The 17,021-nt window shown below is 47.5% G+C and carries 14 protein-coding genes and 1 tRNA gene; 8 read left to right on the top strand and 7 right to left on the bottom strand.

Annotated features, from left to right (window positions below; all coding sequences use genetic code 11):
• Window positions 1-110: 110 nt before the first annotated feature.
• Window positions 111-1,589: a TPR end-of-group domain-containing protein gene (locus ACYU8Y_RS10630; RefSeq protein ID WP_460936919.1), complete on the bottom strand. Its 1,479-nt coding sequence runs from the start codon at window positions 1,587-1,589 to the stop codon at window positions 111-113.
• Window positions 1,590-3,132: 1,543 nt separating this feature from the next.
• Here ACYU8Y_RS10630 and ACYU8Y_RS10625 point away from each other — a divergent pair.
• Window positions 3,133-3,360 carry a DUF6965 family protein gene (locus ACYU8Y_RS10625; protein ID WP_460936917.1) on the top strand — a complete coding sequence of 76 codons (228 nt, stop codon included), beginning with the start codon at window positions 3,133-3,135 and terminating at the stop codon, window positions 3,358-3,360.
• A 139-nt stretch (window positions 3,361-3,499) separates the two neighbouring features.
• Here the strand turns inward: ACYU8Y_RS10625 and ACYU8Y_RS10620 are convergent, their stop codons facing one another.
• Window positions 3,500-3,739 carry a hypothetical protein gene (locus ACYU8Y_RS10620; RefSeq protein ID WP_460936916.1) on the bottom strand — a complete coding sequence of 80 codons (240 nt, stop codon included), beginning with the start codon at window positions 3,737-3,739 and terminating at the stop codon, window positions 3,500-3,502.
• A gap of 520 nt (window positions 3,740-4,259) precedes the next feature.
• Between ACYU8Y_RS10620 and ACYU8Y_RS10615 the strand changes: the two genes are divergently transcribed.
• Window positions 4,260-4,544 carry a hypothetical protein gene (locus ACYU8Y_RS10615; protein WP_460936914.1) on the top strand — a complete coding sequence of 95 codons (285 nt, stop codon included), beginning with the start codon at window positions 4,260-4,262 and terminating at the stop codon, window positions 4,542-4,544.
• A gap of 34 nt (window positions 4,545-4,578) precedes the next feature.
• Here ACYU8Y_RS10615 and ACYU8Y_RS10610 read toward each other — a convergent pair whose 3' ends face one another.
• A complete protein-coding gene (locus ACYU8Y_RS10610) occupies window positions 4,579-4,842 on the bottom strand; it encodes a hypothetical protein (protein WP_460936912.1) in 264 nt (87 codons plus the stop codon).
• Window positions 4,843-5,035: 193 nt separating this feature from the next.
• Between ACYU8Y_RS10610 and ACYU8Y_RS10605 the strand changes: the two genes are divergently transcribed.
• Window positions 5,036-5,554 carry a DinB family protein gene (locus tag ACYU8Y_RS10605; RefSeq protein WP_460936910.1) on the top strand — a complete coding sequence of 173 codons (519 nt, stop codon included), beginning with the start codon at window positions 5,036-5,038 and terminating at the stop codon, window positions 5,552-5,554.
• A gap of 40 nt (window positions 5,555-5,594) precedes the next feature.
• On the opposite strand, the gene ACYU8Y_RS10600 is transcribed toward ACYU8Y_RS10605, so the two are convergent.
• The 3 genes from ACYU8Y_RS10600 to ACYU8Y_RS10590 form a co-directional block, all read right to left on the bottom strand.
• The gene (locus ACYU8Y_RS10600) at window positions 5,595-7,067 is read right to left on the bottom strand and encodes a TonB-dependent receptor (protein WP_460936909.1); all 1,473 of its coding nucleotides are present in this window, start codon (window positions 7,065-7,067) and stop codon (window positions 5,595-5,597) included.
• Between the two features lie 88 nt (window positions 7,068-7,155).
• Window positions 7,156-8,583 carry a S41 family peptidase gene (locus tag ACYU8Y_RS10595; protein ID WP_460936907.1) on the bottom strand — a complete coding sequence of 476 codons (1,428 nt, stop codon included), beginning with the start codon at window positions 8,581-8,583 and terminating at the stop codon, window positions 7,156-7,158.
• 118 nt (window positions 8,584-8,701) lie between these two features.
• Window positions 8,702-9,055: a YraN family protein gene (locus tag ACYU8Y_RS10590; RefSeq protein WP_460936905.1), complete on the bottom strand. Its 354-nt coding sequence runs from the start codon at window positions 9,053-9,055 to the stop codon at window positions 8,702-8,704.
• 101 nt (window positions 9,056-9,156) lie between these two features.
• On the opposite strand from ACYU8Y_RS10590, the gene lipB reads away from it, so the two are divergent.
• From lipB to ACYU8Y_RS10565, 5 genes are all read left to right on the top strand, one after another.
• Complete coding sequence (gene lipB / locus ACYU8Y_RS10585) at window positions 9,157-9,909, top strand: lipoyl(octanoyl) transferase LipB (RefSeq protein ID WP_460936903.1); 753 nt, start codon at window positions 9,157-9,159, stop codon at window positions 9,907-9,909.
• Window positions 9,893-10,297 (top strand): hypothetical protein, encoded by a 405-nt coding sequence (locus ACYU8Y_RS10580; protein WP_460936901.1) that lies wholly within the window; start codon window positions 9,893-9,895, stop codon window positions 10,295-10,297. The genes lipB and ACYU8Y_RS10580 overlap by 17 nt, the downstream gene beginning before the upstream one ends.
• A 107-nt stretch (window positions 10,298-10,404) precedes the next feature.
• The gene (locus ACYU8Y_RS10575; RefSeq protein WP_460936899.1) at window positions 10,405-11,142 is read left to right on the top strand and encodes a 3'-5' exonuclease; all 738 of its coding nucleotides are present in this window, start codon (window positions 10,405-10,407) and stop codon (window positions 11,140-11,142) included.
• 150 nt (window positions 11,143-11,292) lie between these two features.
• Complete coding sequence (rnr, locus tag ACYU8Y_RS10570; protein WP_460936897.1) at window positions 11,293-13,800, top strand: ribonuclease R; 2,508 nt, start codon at window positions 11,293-11,295, stop codon at window positions 13,798-13,800.
• 114 nt (window positions 13,801-13,914) lie between these two features.
• Window positions 13,915-13,986 (top strand) — tRNA-Arg (locus ACYU8Y_RS10565).
• 94 nt (window positions 13,987-14,080) lie between these two features.
• Here ACYU8Y_RS10565 and ACYU8Y_RS10560 read toward each other — a convergent pair.
• Window positions 14,081-16,522: a TonB-dependent receptor gene (locus ACYU8Y_RS10560; protein WP_460936895.1), complete on the bottom strand. Its 2,442-nt coding sequence runs from the start codon at window positions 16,520-16,522 to the stop codon at window positions 14,081-14,083.
• Window positions 16,523-17,021 lie beyond the last annotated feature (499 nt).

Below are 17,021 nucleotides of genomic sequence, written 5' to 3'. Positions count from 1 at the left end.
CAATGGTATCGTGCTGTGGAGAAGGGTACTCTCCCAGCCTGGTGCATAAAATCGAATGGGCATATTGGTACCGGATTTCAGCATCCAGAGACTTCATGTACGAACGATGGCTATTTTTCCGTCAACTGATCCGTACCATAACGCAGCACCATTTTGGTTAGAATACCCTTCAGTCCGGACTTGTTGACCGCAACCGCTTCCAGATTATTTACGCCTTCGGTCAGATTAGCCGGGTAACGCCCCTTGGCATCGGCCTCCAGAAGCTTGCCATTCAGCCGCACTTCGTAGTGGTCGAACCAGGGCATGTTGTGCAGTAAGGAAAGGTTGAGATTGGGCACTGGGGCAAATTCAGCCATATGCCGCTTATACTGCCCATCGGTACGGATGTTGTATTTCCTGTTAATCTCCAAGAAACGGGACGTTTGTTGAAACGAGAAGCTGATGCTCACCCGATTCATGTCGAAATAAAAATCGTCGGGATTCTTGGTAAACACCATATTACCCGATGTTTGCCCCTGAAAGGTGAGGTAAGGAGCCGTTCCGTCGAGCATCAGTGCCAGTGATTGCTTCTGGTTCTGATAGCGATAACTCGCGTTGATAAAGCCAAAGTACTGCTTCTGAAACCCTTTATAATCCCGTTGGTAAGCAGCCAAATCCAGTTTCCGTTTACGGGCATATTTCTCCGTTGGCAGAAACGAGATTTCGTCGTATTTACCTTCTTTGTAGCGTTTGTATATGTCGTAATAATTTAGGTAATCGCCTTTATGCTGCACATAGATACTAAACTGAGGATCGACAAAAATCCACTTCTGAAGCGAGTTGCACCAAACCTCCGTAGCTACGTGGCCCATGCCAAAGCCGCCATAGGCAACATCGGGCGTTGTCAGGCCGAGCGACCGCGATACAAAACCGAAACTCTTCAACGCATCGCTGAGCACCCCCCCGTACTCAACGCATCGGTAGCGATTACCATCCCGCGCCGACAAAACAATCTGGTACGAATTGAGCGAGTCGGGCGCTTCGTTAATGCCATCGTGATCCCACTGGCTACTTACCCAGTTTAGTAGCTCGATAATCAGCTGCTGATCGGTCATACCCGCGACGCTAACGTCTTTCTCAATAAGTGCTTTCAGGTCGGCATACTCTTTTTTACTAATGTCGTCGGGATAATTTAGGTAGTCGACCTTGTTGTTAAGCAGGTAGTTGTTGCTTTCCAGTACGGTGATTTTTTTCACACTGCTACCCGTCTCCCGTATTATTTTTTCAATTCTGGTCAGCGCTGTTTTCCATTCGGGCGTTCCGCGCAGACTGGCAAAATCGGGGTCTTCGTTGATATGACTCAAGTTTGTATAGCCATCGTCCACCGCTTTAGTGAGGGTAGTCAAGGCTTCCTTTTTTTTACCACCTAACGCGAAGCTGCAAGCGGCATTGTAATAGTCCTGCACTTGTAGAAACAAGGTGGCAGCCTTATCGAACTGTTTGTTCTGATAAGCGATTTCGGCCTGCTTGCCAACATCGTTCTGGGCCATGGCTAGCTGAGTCAGGAATAGCCATACCAGAATTGAGAGAGATGTTTTTATACGTGTCATTGGGTATGTGTATGGTTTGCTGGTGAGATGCATTAATGGTGTAGTAAGTTGCGTTTAAAAAGACTTAAATCATAAACACCTACTAGCGAACGATAAGCCTGCATCCTGGCTACCTCGTTCGGAGCCACGTTGCCCCAACAGTTCCATTGTTCAGCTTAGATTATCGTGTGCGGTAGCCACTTTCCCTGTAAATAAGGTTCGATCAGGAAGCAACACGGCCTGAAGGTTATCCACAAATTGCCGTTAAATCCTGTGGATAACCTTCAATAAGAGCCTTATACTGTTGGTAAGTCTCTTCCCTAGGCCGGTAGAGGGCTGTTTTACTCCGCCATTTTAACTAAAAATAGCCCGGAAGTTAGCTTCCGGGCTACATACGATCATAATAAGTTCACATTTCGTTCAAGCGCTTCTCAGCTGATAAAGATTGCGCTGCAAACGCGTAATCTCCTTACGACAAAATACTAACTGGTCCGTTGGCGCGTGTGCGTCCTGTAAATCATCCAGTAACCGAAACCACTCACTCAGATGCTGTTCGGTTAGCGCGACCAACTCTTTATGAGGGTGAACAGGCAGCATTTGATTGACTCGTCGAGTTTCCATCATTAAAAGCATTTTGGGTATCAACCAGCCTAGTAAGTAGCGGCCCTTTACCCGGATTCAGAAAAATGTCCAACACTATAGATGTTTAATTTTTTACACTAATAGTCCTATTAACAAAAAGAGACTCATTTGTTCCCTAAAATTTGCGGAGGTTGACGATTATATTTTTTGACCACTTAATGTGCATCGTACCAACGTGTTACATTACTCGTTGCCTAGTAAAGGAGTCGTTACTAAACATATGGGCAAGCAATGTATTTTTCCTCTCGACAGTCGTTCAAAATCAGCCAATTGCTCAACAAACAGAACAATTTAAAGACCACTTTCTCATTATTATTTACGCTCATTAACAAACTTATTGGGAAAATGTAAAACCCGTATTACAAGTTAAAGAATGGTGGGTACGACAGCCGTCGTCTGCCTGGATGGCGGCTGTTTTTATACCTGAACCATATCCTCACCCGATACTATCTGTTCTTTTCTTCGTCGTTAGAAATCAATGAACAGTGAATAAAATAAAAATATGTGCGTTCAAATACGACTCATAGCGGCTAATTTCCCAGTCAACATAACCAATCAATTTTATTTATTTTTTTAATTATTCGTAAATAATTAATTTACAAATAATTATTTGTATTAACTTTAATCCATTAAAACATTGATAGGGTAGTATATTAGTGTGGCTAGGATTATAAAAGCCCGTCTACATTGTGGATGGGCTTTTTAAAACGCATATCCATTGAAAATGTATTGCTATAGGCCTATCGCCAAACATAATGCTCTTACAGGCTCTTGACTGGTAATTGATTAGGTTTAAAAGAGGAAGGTTAAACAAGACTGGGCCATGCCCGGTCTTTGTTTTTTAATGACTTTCGCTGTTTTGACCAGAAGGCTAATCTGTTTAGACGATGGCAGCAAAGCAACTAATCCTTATTTTTGCTCCATGCAACCGAGCACAGACCATCAGGAATTAATCAACTTTTTCGCCAATCGCCCGCTGCCCTCTGGCCCTCAGCACGTTAACCCCTACAGCGTTTTTCTTAATTTACCTGACGCTGTAGAAACACAGCTCAAACAATTACGCAGTGAGGTCGACGCATCAAGGAAGTCGGCTGCGATTACACTTCGCGAAGTACAGGAGTGGCTTGTAGCCCAATCCCCGTTAGCGTAAAATATGTAAAACACGCTAGTTAGCAGCTTCAGTTAGGATACACTAAAGCCCTATCAATGCTGACAGGGCTTCAGACTTGAGCGGCAGCCTAACTAATTGGTATCATGTAGCCAGACAAAACTACATTGATTCCGCGCCCTCACCTGATGTTACTCGATTGGCTTCTGGCCAAATCTTTACGCACCTTTTCAGCGGCTGCCAGATCGACCAGCGTAATATTAGCTCTCTTCCTCAGCGTTGGTGAAGCTGTCAGGATTTCGGTAGCCATCTGAATAAGCAGTGCTGCAGTTGCCTGCCCATTGCTCTTCCGGCGAGTAGCCCGACGAGTCGATTGATCAGGTATTTGGGCTAATGGCTTAGCCAATTGAAATGACTCCATTTTTCGCTTGAATTTGTTGTTTACGTTCCTTCATATAGAACAAAAAAAACGCTATTTTAAGCATAAAAACGAGCACTTATTCAAAAGAAAACAGATTAATTTATCTGTTTTCAGTACTCTTTACCAATAGGAAGCCAGTGCCCGTGTGGCGTGCAAATAAAGCCACAGACCGATTTTTCTGAACAGCCCAAACTTCCGTCCATCTACTAAGTAAGGCTTATTTAGAGTTCGTTTCAACAAACTACATTATCGTGTAAGTACGCCGTTTCCATTGGCTACAAAAGTTGGCAACGTAGGGCTCAAAAAGGCTGGTATAGTTTACAGATTTTACGACTCAGATAAAAAACTAAAAGTTTATTACAATTAAATAAAAACAACAGGAATAGTTAGTTAAACGGGCTATTATTCGAATTTGTATAATATATTACGAAAATAATATAAAAGTAACGTCTCACTTAGTCACTATAAGAAAATTTTACTGTTATATCAATCGGAAATACGCTACTTAATAGAAATCCCTTTGTATAAGCCGATCGTAAGTACAATCGAATTGCAGCAAGTTATGCGGTATGTCGCTGTTTTTACACTGTTTGACATTCCTGTAGCCAAAGGATTTGCTTCAGAAGAAGAGGCTATACGTTGTCTTGAAAAAGCGGACAACGATCCAGACTCGTCGCCCATAGGTATTTATGACGCGCAGTCGGGTGCTGTAACCTTCGATGAATACGAGGAATACTCGTCAGCAGCTATAAATCGGGAATTGATTGTGCGATTAGCTCGGTCCTACATAGAGCGTATCGTATGAAAAACATCCTGCTATTAATACGACTAGCAGGCGTCTACATCATTACTCGCTTGATAACCAGATCTGGATTCGCCCGCTCATAGTCATCAATATACGCCATACCCAGCTCGGTCAATTCATAGCAGGTCGTTTCGCTGGGTTTTTCGTCACTTGCCTTGATCAGGCCAACGCTAACAAGCCCCATGATGTAGTAGCTAATCATCATGCGATCAAAACTAGTTTGCTTCTCTACCTGGCTGCATGTTGCCGATCGGTAAGTAGCGGTAAGTATGCTATATTGCGCAAACGTAATGATCATGGTCTTACTAATTATTTATGGCATTGCCCATATAGAACGTATCGGAGCGTCAATTCGATATGAAACTTGTTTTGGGCAAAAGTAGATAAAGCGAGGCTATATATGCTAATTAACGAAATTTTTAGGGGCTACAGAGTAAAAGCGTACACAAGTGTAGACACTTTTTAGCTAATGGCCCATACGTTTACTATACATGGAAAACCGTAAATACCCTATCGGTCCTTTTGCTATTCAGGACAGCTACCCGGATGATCAGATGGCGCATATCATCGATGTCATTGAAGCCAGCCCATTAGCGTATCGGCAAGTAATTCAGGGCTTGTCAAGTCTCGATTTAGCCAAAACATATCGGGAAGGAAGCTGGACAGTACAGCAACTTGTTCATCATGTGAGCGATATTAGCCTACTGCATTTTCTACGCATGAAGCAGGCCCTGACCGACCCCGGCTATACGGTGGCTACGATGATCAACATGGACGGGTGGGCAACTACCGCTGACGGAATCGACGCCCCAGTCAATGACTCGCTTAACCTGTTCGAAGGTGTTCACCGTCGGTACGCGCATTTAGCCAAATCGTTGACCCCTGCCATGTTAGCCGTTAGCTATTTCCACCCGGTCCGTCAGCTACAAGTCAACCAGGCACAAGCTCTGGCAATGTCGGCCTGGCACGTACAGCATCATCTGGCGCACATTAAACTGGCGTTGTCCTGATTCTGGCCAGTGAGCGATCCGGCCAAGCCTACTCGACTTGCTACTTGGCGGGTATCTGCTCTTCTTCCTGCTGCTGTCGGACCTGCTGGCCAATGGGCACGTATTCTACCTCGCAAGGGTAGCCAAACAGGCAATTGGCTTTGATCTGCTCTGCCACCCGATCGGGCACCATGCTTTCCCACCCGTCTTCGCCCTGTTGAATCATCTCCAGAACACGGTCGGTGGAAATGTGCAGGTTCTGTTCGTTGTAATCTGTGATGTCCTCTATTTTATCATTCCGCACCAGATACTGAAACAACGGTTCCAAGGCTGGCGTCAGCTTGAACTCATTGCAGGTGTATATGCTTCCTTCTTTCAGGGTCGGATACACGAACAGCTTCACTTTCCGGCTAAACAACGTGGCAAACGACTCCAGGATGCCCCCCGGCAAGAATTCATAGTGGCTCTCTTCAAAAATGTATTCGAGGTTCGGAATCCCGACAATCAAGCCTATTTTAAGCCGTGTCAGACGAGCCAGATACGCAACGAGCTTATAATATTCCAGGTAGTTGGAAATCATTACGGTCTGTCCCATAGAGCATAAAATATCGACCCGGTCCAGAAAGTCTTTTTCGTCAATTCCCTGCTCATTCGCTTTCAGATTATGCAGCGTCAATTCGGCCATGGATATAACCCGATTGGCGTCAACATCCGGTTCATCTTTGAACTGTTTCAGCCCATTTTCTATCATATCCATCTGCACATTCGTGACCGGTCTCAACCGGCCCCGCATAACCAGGATATGCTTCTTATAAAGCGCTTCGGATGGTTGTAATACCTGCCCGTCGGCGCCAAACAGGGCAGCATCCGTAAAGCCATTTTTAACCAGGTGAAGGCTCATCAGGCGGTTGTCCACATCTGAAAAATCGGGACCGCTGAACCGAATCATATCGATCTGAATCCGCTCCGGTGCCAGATCGTCCATCAGCGACAAGACCAGCGTTTCGGGCGATTTAGAATAATAGTAGCATCCGTAGATCAGGTTAACACCAATGATTCCTAAAGCCTGTTGCTGTAAGATATTCTCATTATCGATCATCCTGACGTGGATAATGACATCGTTATACCCAGACTGCGGGTTGAGCTGAAACCGGCAGCCGAGCCAGCCGTGGGCTTCGTTGGTTTTCTGATAGTTAAGGGCAACAACGGTGTTGGCAAAGGCAAAGAATGTCGTATCGGGACCACGTTTTGCGGCTAATCGTTTTTCCAGCAAACTATACTCCTTGTTCAACATCTTCACCAGTCGTGATTCCACGACATACCGGCCACTTTCTTCAACGCCATAAATGGAGTCGCTGAAGGTCATATCATAGGCTGACATGGTTTTGGCAATCGTTCCTGATGAGCCGCCAGCTTTAAAAAACATAGCGGCTGTTTCCTGACCGGCTCCGATTTCGGCAAACGAGCCATAGATACGACGATCGAGATTGACCCGTAACGCCTTCTGCTTCGTACCTATATTCTTTTCGTACATAGTCTGTTCGGCTTGCTGATGTTAAAGTTACAGTATAAAACGCCAAAAGCAGCCTTTAGGGCTGCTCTTAACGCAAAATAATACAATATTAATGTTGTAAGTCAGGCAACTTGTCATTGAAAAACATATTACTACCACCAGCCTTATGTTCAATGGATGAGCCAATTTCATAAGTCGGCCCATTCACACGAGCGGCTAGTCGGCCGGCACCAGTTATACGGGCGATAGCCACACCAAGCAACGACTCATTGACGTCGCCCAACTGTTTCCAAACCTCGTTCGTGTATTCTTTCACTTCAACCGATGGTTTAAAACCAGTTGAATAATCGGACTGGTCCAAGGCATTAAACGACTTGGTTACGATGGGCTGCATCCCCCATTTGATCCGGCCTTTTTCGTCCGAAATCGTAATGGAGCCTACGTTTTTACCGTACGATGTCGTACCAATGGTGGTCACATCCATATATGGCTTTAATCCATTGATAACCAATTCACTGGCAGAAGCCGTACCGCTTGTCGTGAGCACGGTCAGGCTACGCAGATTAGCGCCTATATTATTGGTTTTCTGCAGAAAGTAACCGTTGAACCAGTCGGCCCCGTACCGCTTCAGCAGGTCTGGCGTCCATGTTTTATTGTACTCTTTTTTATAGAAGATCTTCGATGGGTCGATTCCTTTCCCGATCGAGCTGGCCAGATTCTGGGCCGCCGTAACATACCCACCGGGATTGTATCGAAAATCGAGCACCAGATCCGTAACACCCTTTGCCTTAAAACGCGTAAATACGTCATCGACCTGACGATCATACGTATGGTCATCCGGCCCGGTTGGTCCCGTAGCAAACTGATTATAAACGAAATAGCCGATTGTTTTACCATTTATAACGTAAACGGAATCCAGGAAAACCGGGTTAGCCTGGAAAACAACGGCCGTGGTCTGCCGGGTAGTTGTGGTATTCACAATGGCATTTGTGGCATCTACACTGGCCAGTGTATACGTTTTCGTGTCAACAGTGCCATTCACCAGATCGGAGTAATTTCCTGTATTGAGCGTTTGGCCGTTAATTTGGTAGAATATATCGCCCCGCTTCAGACCCGCTTTAGCCGCCGGCGAGTTTTTCTGGACGTACAGCACTTTCCCGATCACATCACTGCTGCCGGCGGTGCGCAGGTAGAGTTTATACTCCAGACCGTCCGTTTTACTTTCTCCATTCAGGGATGCTTTCAACTCATCGGCGCTCTCCTGTATCCATGAAAAGCGGTCACCATCCGGGTTGGTCGTTGCATCGTAGGTGTTCAGGATTGACTTGAAGAAACTACCCGGTGCCAAGGATTCATCAGGATTTACCGGTAGCTTGTCATTCCAGTAATAATACAACTTCATATTACTTAGTATCCAGTCATTTACTTCTTTATCTGTCACAGGCGTCACGTCGGCGCTCTTTTTACAGGAAGCCAGGAGAAATAGGCCTGAAGCAACCCAAAGCAGCACCGGACGAAAAAGGCAGAATTTTATCATGATAGTTAATAAGAGCAAAACCAGTTTTTACATAACGTACTTATCCGTAAAATAAATCGGGATGAGTCAATTAGTCAAAGCGTAAGATAAGGAAGTTCGGCCAACTATAATACGGCATTTATGAAAAGGCGTCCTCAATGTGTTTGACCCGCAATTCAGCACCCGCTACGGTAACCGCTATGATATCGAACCGGATATCGTGCATCCAGCCGTGGGTGAAGATGTACTGCTCGGCGGCTTTCATGACCAGTTTGGCCTTTGTATATGATACGAACTCTTCAGGGTCGCCATAACTAAGGTTGGTGCGGGTTTTAACCTCGGCAAAAATCAATAGTTTTCCTTTCTGGCCGATGATGTCAATTTCGGCATGCTGGTGGCGGTAGTTCTGGCAAACAATCTCGTAGCCTTTCTCCCGAAGGTAGCGAGCTGCTTCCCTTTCGCCCTGCTTGCCGGTTTCGTTGTGTTGCGCCATTGCGTTAAGTAGGTTACGGGTGAACAATCGAACGAAACGTAGCCGTCTGATTGTTAATACCAGGAAGTTGCCTTATGAAAGGCCAGTTCCTCCGTAAAGCAATGAATAGTCGCATTAATAAACAAGTTGACGTTCGTAAGTTAGGATTGATCGCGTATCAGCAAGCCTGGGATGAACAGGAGCGCCTGTTTGCCACCATTGTCAATCAAAAACTACTGAACCGTACCCTGGCGGCCGATGAGCAACAGCCCACGACCAACTACCTGCTCTTCTGCGAGCATCCGCCCGTGTATACCCTTGGCACCAGCGGGCACCCGGAAAACCTGCTGATCGACGAAGACCGACTGACCAACGAGCTCGGTGCGACGTTTTTCAAAATCCGGCGCGGGGGCGACATTACGTACCACGGTCCGGGCCAATTGGTAGGCTACCCCATCCTGGATCTGGATAACTTCTTTACCGACATTCACCGGTACATGCGGCTACTGGAAGAGAGTATTATTCTGACCCTCGCCGACTATGGTTTGCAGGCAGGCCGGATAGAAGGCGCAGGTTCGGAGAGGCTAACGGGCGTTTGGCTTGACGCTGACGGCCCAAATCCGCGTAAAATCTGCGCCATGGGCGTTAAAGCAAGCCGTTGGGTAACGATGCATGGATTTGCGCTGAACGTTAATACGGATTTGCGTTATTTTTCTCATATTGTCCCCTGCGGCATAACCGACAAGGCCGTTACCTCACTGGCTGTAGAACTGGGTCGGGAGGTCTCTTTAGACGAAGTAGCAAACAATGTTCAGCGGCACTTGTTCGAGTTGTTTGACATGGAATTAGTTCAGGATAATGAAGAAAGACATTAATTTTTTGCCCGTTGAAGGCGTACACATAGTCATTGCCCGGAAAGAGAATCTTCTTGGCGGCTACGACTGGCAGGTTTTTTTGATCAACCAGAATGACGTGCCCATCCAAACGGTTTTTGTTACCTCAAAAGGATACGGACTGAAAGACGACGAAGAGCAGAAAACCTCGACCCTGCGCCATTTCTTTGTCGAGATACAACCCGGAGCGCATGAAGTTGTCGAAACCATCATGCCGGATGTATTTCACCTGAACAACGAATATTGGGTGAGTTATTTTATTGGAAAACAGATCTTCGACAAGAAGTTTATCTTCGTGCCCGACAGCATTGTCGAAGAAAACCTGGTGACAATACCCGCCCTGGGCCTGGAAGGCATATTGCATGCCTGAGTAAGGTGGGTGAAGACCCGCGATCTTGATGCCTACGTTTCTACGACTCGGACCTTCTCACAAAGGTCATTATTTAGATTTGCGGGTTTTTACCCACGCTATATACTATGCCTCAACCCATTTCCTGGAAGCGCCGTCTAAAAAACTTCCTCTTTATCGATCTAAAAACAGTGGCGGGGGAGCCGTCACTCCTGTCAGTAGACCCGCGTTTACAACGACAATGGGAAGAAAAGAGCCGATATTTCAAGAATGACGACGAGTTGTCGGCGGCTGGCTGGTATGATCGGCGAGCCTCTTTCTTTGCCGAGTTTGGCAAGATTATTTGCATTGGTGTGGGCGGTTTGTTCTTCGATGACGACGATAAGCCCCACCTGAAAGTAAAATTGTTGAGCAATGACGACGAACAAACCCTACTGAATGAGTTTTTAGTCATTGTAAACCGATACCCACCCGGCGAACTTACTCTCTGTGCCCATAATGGCAAGGAATTTGACTTCCCTTATTTGTGTCGACGGCTGATGGTCAATGGGTTGCCATTGCCACCAGCGTTACAGATATCAGGTAAGAAGCCCTGGGAGATACCACACTGGGACACACTGGAGTTCTGGCAGTTTGGCGATAAACGGCATTTTGCACCTCTCGATCTGCTGGCCGCTGTTCTGAATGTCCCAACCCGACCACTCGAATGGACCGGCGATCGAACCAGCGAAATCTATTACCGCGAGCACGACTGGCCACGTATCGAGCAGTACGCCCGCGATTCGATGGTGATGCTGGTTCAGGTTTATCTAAAAATGGTGGGTGCCCCGCTTGTGGCCGACGAGCACATTGTTCTGAGTGACTGAGGCAGTCAGGTAGGACAGCCGCGTCAATCAGTTGTTTATCCGGTTCATTAACAACCGGGTTAACACCATTAAATACAGAAAAGTATACGTCAATGGACTACTACGGTAGTCCATGACTTTTTAGCCAGTCCATGAAGGCTGGAAATTAACATGAGAAACGGAAAACCGAAACAAAATAAATATACAAGAGATACCCCTGGTCAATCGGCCAGCCGGCAGTCTCAACCGTCGCGCCCCCGGGAAAAAGGGGTAGAAAAGTCAGGAAAGAGTCAGACCCGGCCTGGAGGGGCCCGGTCTATACAACAGGCGGACTCGTTTCTGGATGAAATGAAAAACGACCTGATGGCGTTTTTTCAGATCAACGACAATCAGTCATTTACACAGGAGCAGGTTCTTGAACATTTCGATACCAGCGACCGGCGCATGAAACTCATTATGCACGGCCTGATTGGCGAATTACAGGACGAAGGTTTCCTGATCCGTCAGGCCGACGGCAGCTATCGGGCAGACGCCGATGCGAACGTTGTGGAAGGCATTGTCGACCATGTCAACTCACGCTTTGCGTTCGTTGTTCCGGACACCGAAGCCGGTGTTCGTCGCGATCGGGACGATGACATCTGGGTATCGACGGATGACCTTGCCGGTGCCGTAGACGGCGACCGGGTGCGGGTTGTGCGCTTCACTGACTCCCGCAACGGCGGACGAAATGGGGCCAAACGACGGATTGAGGGCAAAGTAGCCAACGTAGTCGAACGAGGACGCACGGAGTTGGTAGGACGCATCGAAGTGTGGCCAACCTACGGCTTCGTTGTTCCCGATAGCAAGAAAATCTACGACGACATTTTTATCCCGAAAGAAAAACTCGCTGGGGCCAGCGATGGCGAGAAAGTGATCGTCCGGTTAACGAAGTTCCCGGACCCCAACAGCAGCAAACAGCGGTTTGAGGGCGAGGTACTGACGGTGCTGGGTGTAGCAGGGCAGAATAATACCGAAATGCACGCCATTCTGGCCGAGTTTGGTTTACCCATTCATTTTCCCGCCGATGTTGAGCAGGAAGCCGAAGCCATTCCGACTAAGATTCTGAAGAAGGATTTGGCCAAACGACGCGACATGCGCGATGTGACGACCTTCACCATTGACCCGATTGATGCGAAGGATTTTGACGATGCGCTTTCGGTGCAGGTACTTGACAATGGTAACTACGAAATTGGTGTGCACATTGCCGATGTAACGCACTATGTGTTGCCAGGCTCAAAACTGGAAGAAGAAGCCTTCAAACGGGCCACATCAGTTTATCTGGTGGATCGGGTTGTGCCCATGCTTCCGGAGAAATTGTCGAATGGATTATGCTCACTGCGGCCAAACGAGGATAAGCTCACCTTCTCGGCGGTATTCGAATTAACACCCAACGCCCAGATTGTAAAGGAATGGTTTGGCAGAACGGCCATCCACTCCAACCGGCGTTTCGCCTACGAAGAAGCGCAGGATATTCTGAACCACAACAGTGGCGATTACCTGGAAGAACTTCGGCTGCTGAATGAGCTGGCGTACAAGCTTCGCGATGAACGATTCAAGAACGGAGCCATCAATTTCGAAACCGTTGAAGTGCGCTTCCGGCTGGATGAGAATGGTGTCCCGTTGGCTGTTTACCCAAAAATTCGCCAGGATACCAACAAACTCATTGAAGAGTTCATGTTGCTGGCCAACAAACGCGTAGCGGAATTTGTACACTCGCTCTCGAAACGGAATAAAGGTGGTGAGGAAAACACGATGGTGTATCGCGTTCACGAATCACCTGCCGAAGACAAGCTACGTAGCTTTTCGGAATTCGCCCGTAAGCTAGGCTACAAGCTCAATGTCGACGACGACCACCTGTCGAATTCAATGAACCGCTTTATGGCGAGCATTGAAGGCAAGCCAGAAGCCAATATGCTTCAGCAGTTGGCCGTACGAACCATGTCCAAAGCGCGCTACAGCACCGAAGATTTGGGACACTTTGGTTTGGCTTTCAAACGATATTCCCACTTTACGTCGCCCATCCGTCGTTACCCCGACATGATGGCGCACCGGCTGTTGCAGCACTACCTCGACAAAGGTAAACCCGCCGACCGGGAGGAATACGAAGAGAAATGTCGGCACTCGTCGGAGCGGGAAAAAATGGCTTCAGAAGCCGAACGCGCCAGTATCAAGTACAAACAGGTTGAGTTTATGAGCCGTATGGCTCCCGATCAAACGTTTGAAGGCGTTATTTCGGGGGTTACCGAGTTTGGCATTTTTGTAGAAATCACCGAAAATAGTTGCGAAGGTTTAGTCCGGATGCAGGATTTGAGCGACGACTTCTACGAATACGATAAAGACAATTACCGCATCATTGGCAGCCGTACCAAGAAGATGTACACCTTTGGCGATGCGGTGGTCGTACGGCTAAAAGAAACCAACCTCGCCCGCCGAAGCATGGACTTCGCGTTAGTCAGCGACAGTGCCGGTCGGGCTACCGACCTGGGCACCAGCCGCCGATCGAGCCGAAGCGATAATAGTAGCCAAGCAAAGGGTTCCTCGCGCGGGTCGTCTTCGTCACGCTCGAGCAGTCGCTCAAAAGGCAAGGACAGCGTAGCGCCTAAGGGTGAAAACCGACGCGGAGGCCGCGGACGCCGGTAAATGCTTGTCGAGTTTGGGTCAGCAATGGCCCAAACTTAAATCTTGTTTATGATTTGGCTTGCGTTTTAGTCTTGTAATCTGCTATATTTGCAGGCCCAAACAGGGAAATTGTCTGCTTCCGTAGTTCAATGGATAGAATTTCGGTTTCCGGTACCGACGATAGGGGTTCGAATCCCTTCGGGAGCACATATTAGTAACAAAGGCTAATCAGGATTAGAGTTAACGCAACTCAAAATCAACTGATTAGCCTTTGGGCTTATTAAACCGCCCTACTTACCCCCTATCTATCCTTATCATCATTGCTGATCTTCTTGCCTTTCTTGCCGCCCCCGGCACTCATCTGGCCAAATCGCCACTCGAAGGTGAGCCGCACCGACCGACGAATCAGATAAAAACGCGATTCGGATTCAAAGGTGGGCGCTGATTGTCGGCTCGTTTGGGCGATTCCCCGATAGAATGGATTATTTAAACCCAGCGTGAGGCTGGCCTGCTTGTTCAGGATATCATGTTTGGCCGAAATACTGTGCCAGTAGAAACCCGTGTTGGTACCCTGTAAGCTAATCCAGCCCGAATTATAATTCCCATTTGCCTGTACGGTATAATTGTGGGGTAGTTTGTAGCTGGTATTCAGGTTGAGGTTCCAGACCAACCCATTGTTTCCCTGCTTGAGGGCGGGGCTGCTTAAGTCAACATACCGCAAATCCCCCCCGCCGTTGAGCGTCCAGTTTTTCGTAGGCTGACTACTGACGTTGACGTTCAGCCCGTATGCTTTGCGCTTGCCTATATTCTGGGGTTTTGTAATGGATATCCCGGCGGCATCTACCGTCGCCAGGTATTCGATGGCGTTGTTGGTCAACCGCCAGTATAAGGCCGTGTTAAGTGACAATCCGTTCTTGGCGCTCAGGGTATAGGCCAGTTCGGTAGCGTGGCTTAACTCCGGATTCAGCAAGGGATTACCCGTTTGAATATTCTTCGGATCACTCTGGTTGAGCCATGGATTCAGGTACCACACCATCGGGCGTTGAATCCGCTGAGTATAGCTAATCTTTAACGTGTTTGCCTTAATCTGTTTTGACAGTGTAATGCTCGGAATCAGGTTATTATACTGACTGAACAATTTTGTCTGGCTCGTAACAAAATCGCTTTGAATGGCGGTGTGTTCAAATCGGGCCCCGGCATTCAAATTCCAATGATGCTTGGTATCTATCCGCAACGATGTGTAGCTCGAATAGACCTTCTGTATATAATTAAAATCGTTCGATTGGGTTGAATCGGGCAGCATGGCGCTTTTCCCGTCCAGTGATTGCGTCACGCGGTATTCACTGCCAATATCACGCAAAATAGCCTTCAGACCAATTTCAAGCTTGATGTTGGTTGTATCATGAACTCCTTTAATGGTGAACGGATGCGTATAATCCGCCTGTGCGGTATATTCTTTATTACTGCTATAATTGGTACTGTGCTGGCGGTAGGTCAGCAGGTCGGAGAGACTGTACCGATCGGTATCATAAAAATAGTTATCGGGCATTCGGCTGAACTGCGTCAGTACAGACAATTCCTGTCCAGGCTTTCGGAAGATCTTGGTATAGCCAAGATCGAGCTGTCCATTGCCATACGGATTAGAAAATCGAATGTCATTTCGAAAGGCCTGCAACACGTCGCCCGTGGGGCTGGTCAGCTGATTGATGACTGAATTATTATTGGGGTAATGACCTCCCCAGACATTGGCGGCAAAATTGATGTGATTGGTCGAATCCGGATCATAGTCCATACTCATCTCGCCGTACCCCCCCGTACCTATATTATCCGCCTGGCTACTCTGGGTCAGTATATTCAGCGGCAGGCTGGGGCCATCGCTTACGGGCATCAACGTTGTGCGGATCGACTGGCTTTCCCGAATGTTTCGAAACTGGTATCCATTGGCGGATAAGGAGAAGCCAAACTTCTTTCGTTTCAGATTCAGGTTGGTACCCACGCTCCGATTTAGGTTTCCTGCTGTCACATTCACTGATCCGTTGAAACCCTGGAGGGCTTTTTTGGTGATGATATTAATGACACCAGCCGATCCTTCGGCGTCGTACTTGGCACCGGGGCTGGTAATCACTTCAATGGATTTAATGACGTTGGCGGGCATTTGGCGCAACGCATCCGCCAGATTACGGGCCATCATGGCCGAGGGTTTTCCATTGATGAGCACTTTAATATTGCCATTTCCCCGCATTTGCACATTACCATCCAGATCAACACTCAGGGTAGGCACCTTTCTCAAGACATCGGCAGCCGTACCGCCCGCGTTCGAAATGTCTTTTTCGGCATTATAAACTAACCGGTCGCCTTTGTCTTCGACCAGCGCTTTCTGGCCGGCCACCGTCACTTCGCCCAGCGTTTTTCCTTCTGTCATCAGGAGGATGGAACCAAGCTGACGCACCGGCTGATCGGCGGTGAGGATAACTTGTATTCGCTTGGTTTGGTAACCCACAAACGACAGGGCGAGCGTATAGGAGCCTACCGGTATATTGGGTAGCACGAATGCACCGGCTCCATCGGTAGTAGTGCCCGTAACCAGTCTGGCCCCGTCCATGAGGGCGGCTGTAGCAAAGGGGACCGGCTTTGCCGTCGTCGAGTCGGTCAGTGAGCCCGTTAATTTACCGGAATGAAGCGCTTGAGCCTGGGCACTAGTCGCCCATACGCTAAGCAGAAGCAGCGTGAAAAGATGTTTCATCAGATTTTTGGAGCGATTGAACCTGTTGGGGTTAAGTCGGTAGGCGGGGAATGAATAACGATTTATGAACGGCCAAGACGGATCCGGCTTCCTGTCTTTTTAGTTCGTTGGAGTAAGGATAGGACTCTTGCCCTACAGGTTGCATCCTGGATTAAATTTTTTTGAGATTATATAGGCAGAGACGATTCAGGCAGGAAAACATTACACTAGTTTTTTACTTTTTCTAACCCGACATCTAAATTCCTCTTTTGTAGACATACATATTGAGGTACCGGGAAACAAAAAACCATTCCTCAAGACGGGAATGGTTTATACCTTTTCTTAACCTAAACAAAGTTACTGCAATCCAGTATGAGCCGGGTAGACCCATAGCTGACTAAGGGTCAACTACCGTACCAGAAGACGAACCAGCTGATAATCAATCCTGTCCTTACCTATAATTTAATACATGTGTACGATTATGGACAAAAAACGTCCACTTTAGAACAGTAATTGATGA

The sequence above is a fragment of the Spirosoma humi genome (assembly GCF_054776575.1).
This window is presented reverse-complemented; position numbering and strand designations above follow the sequence as displayed.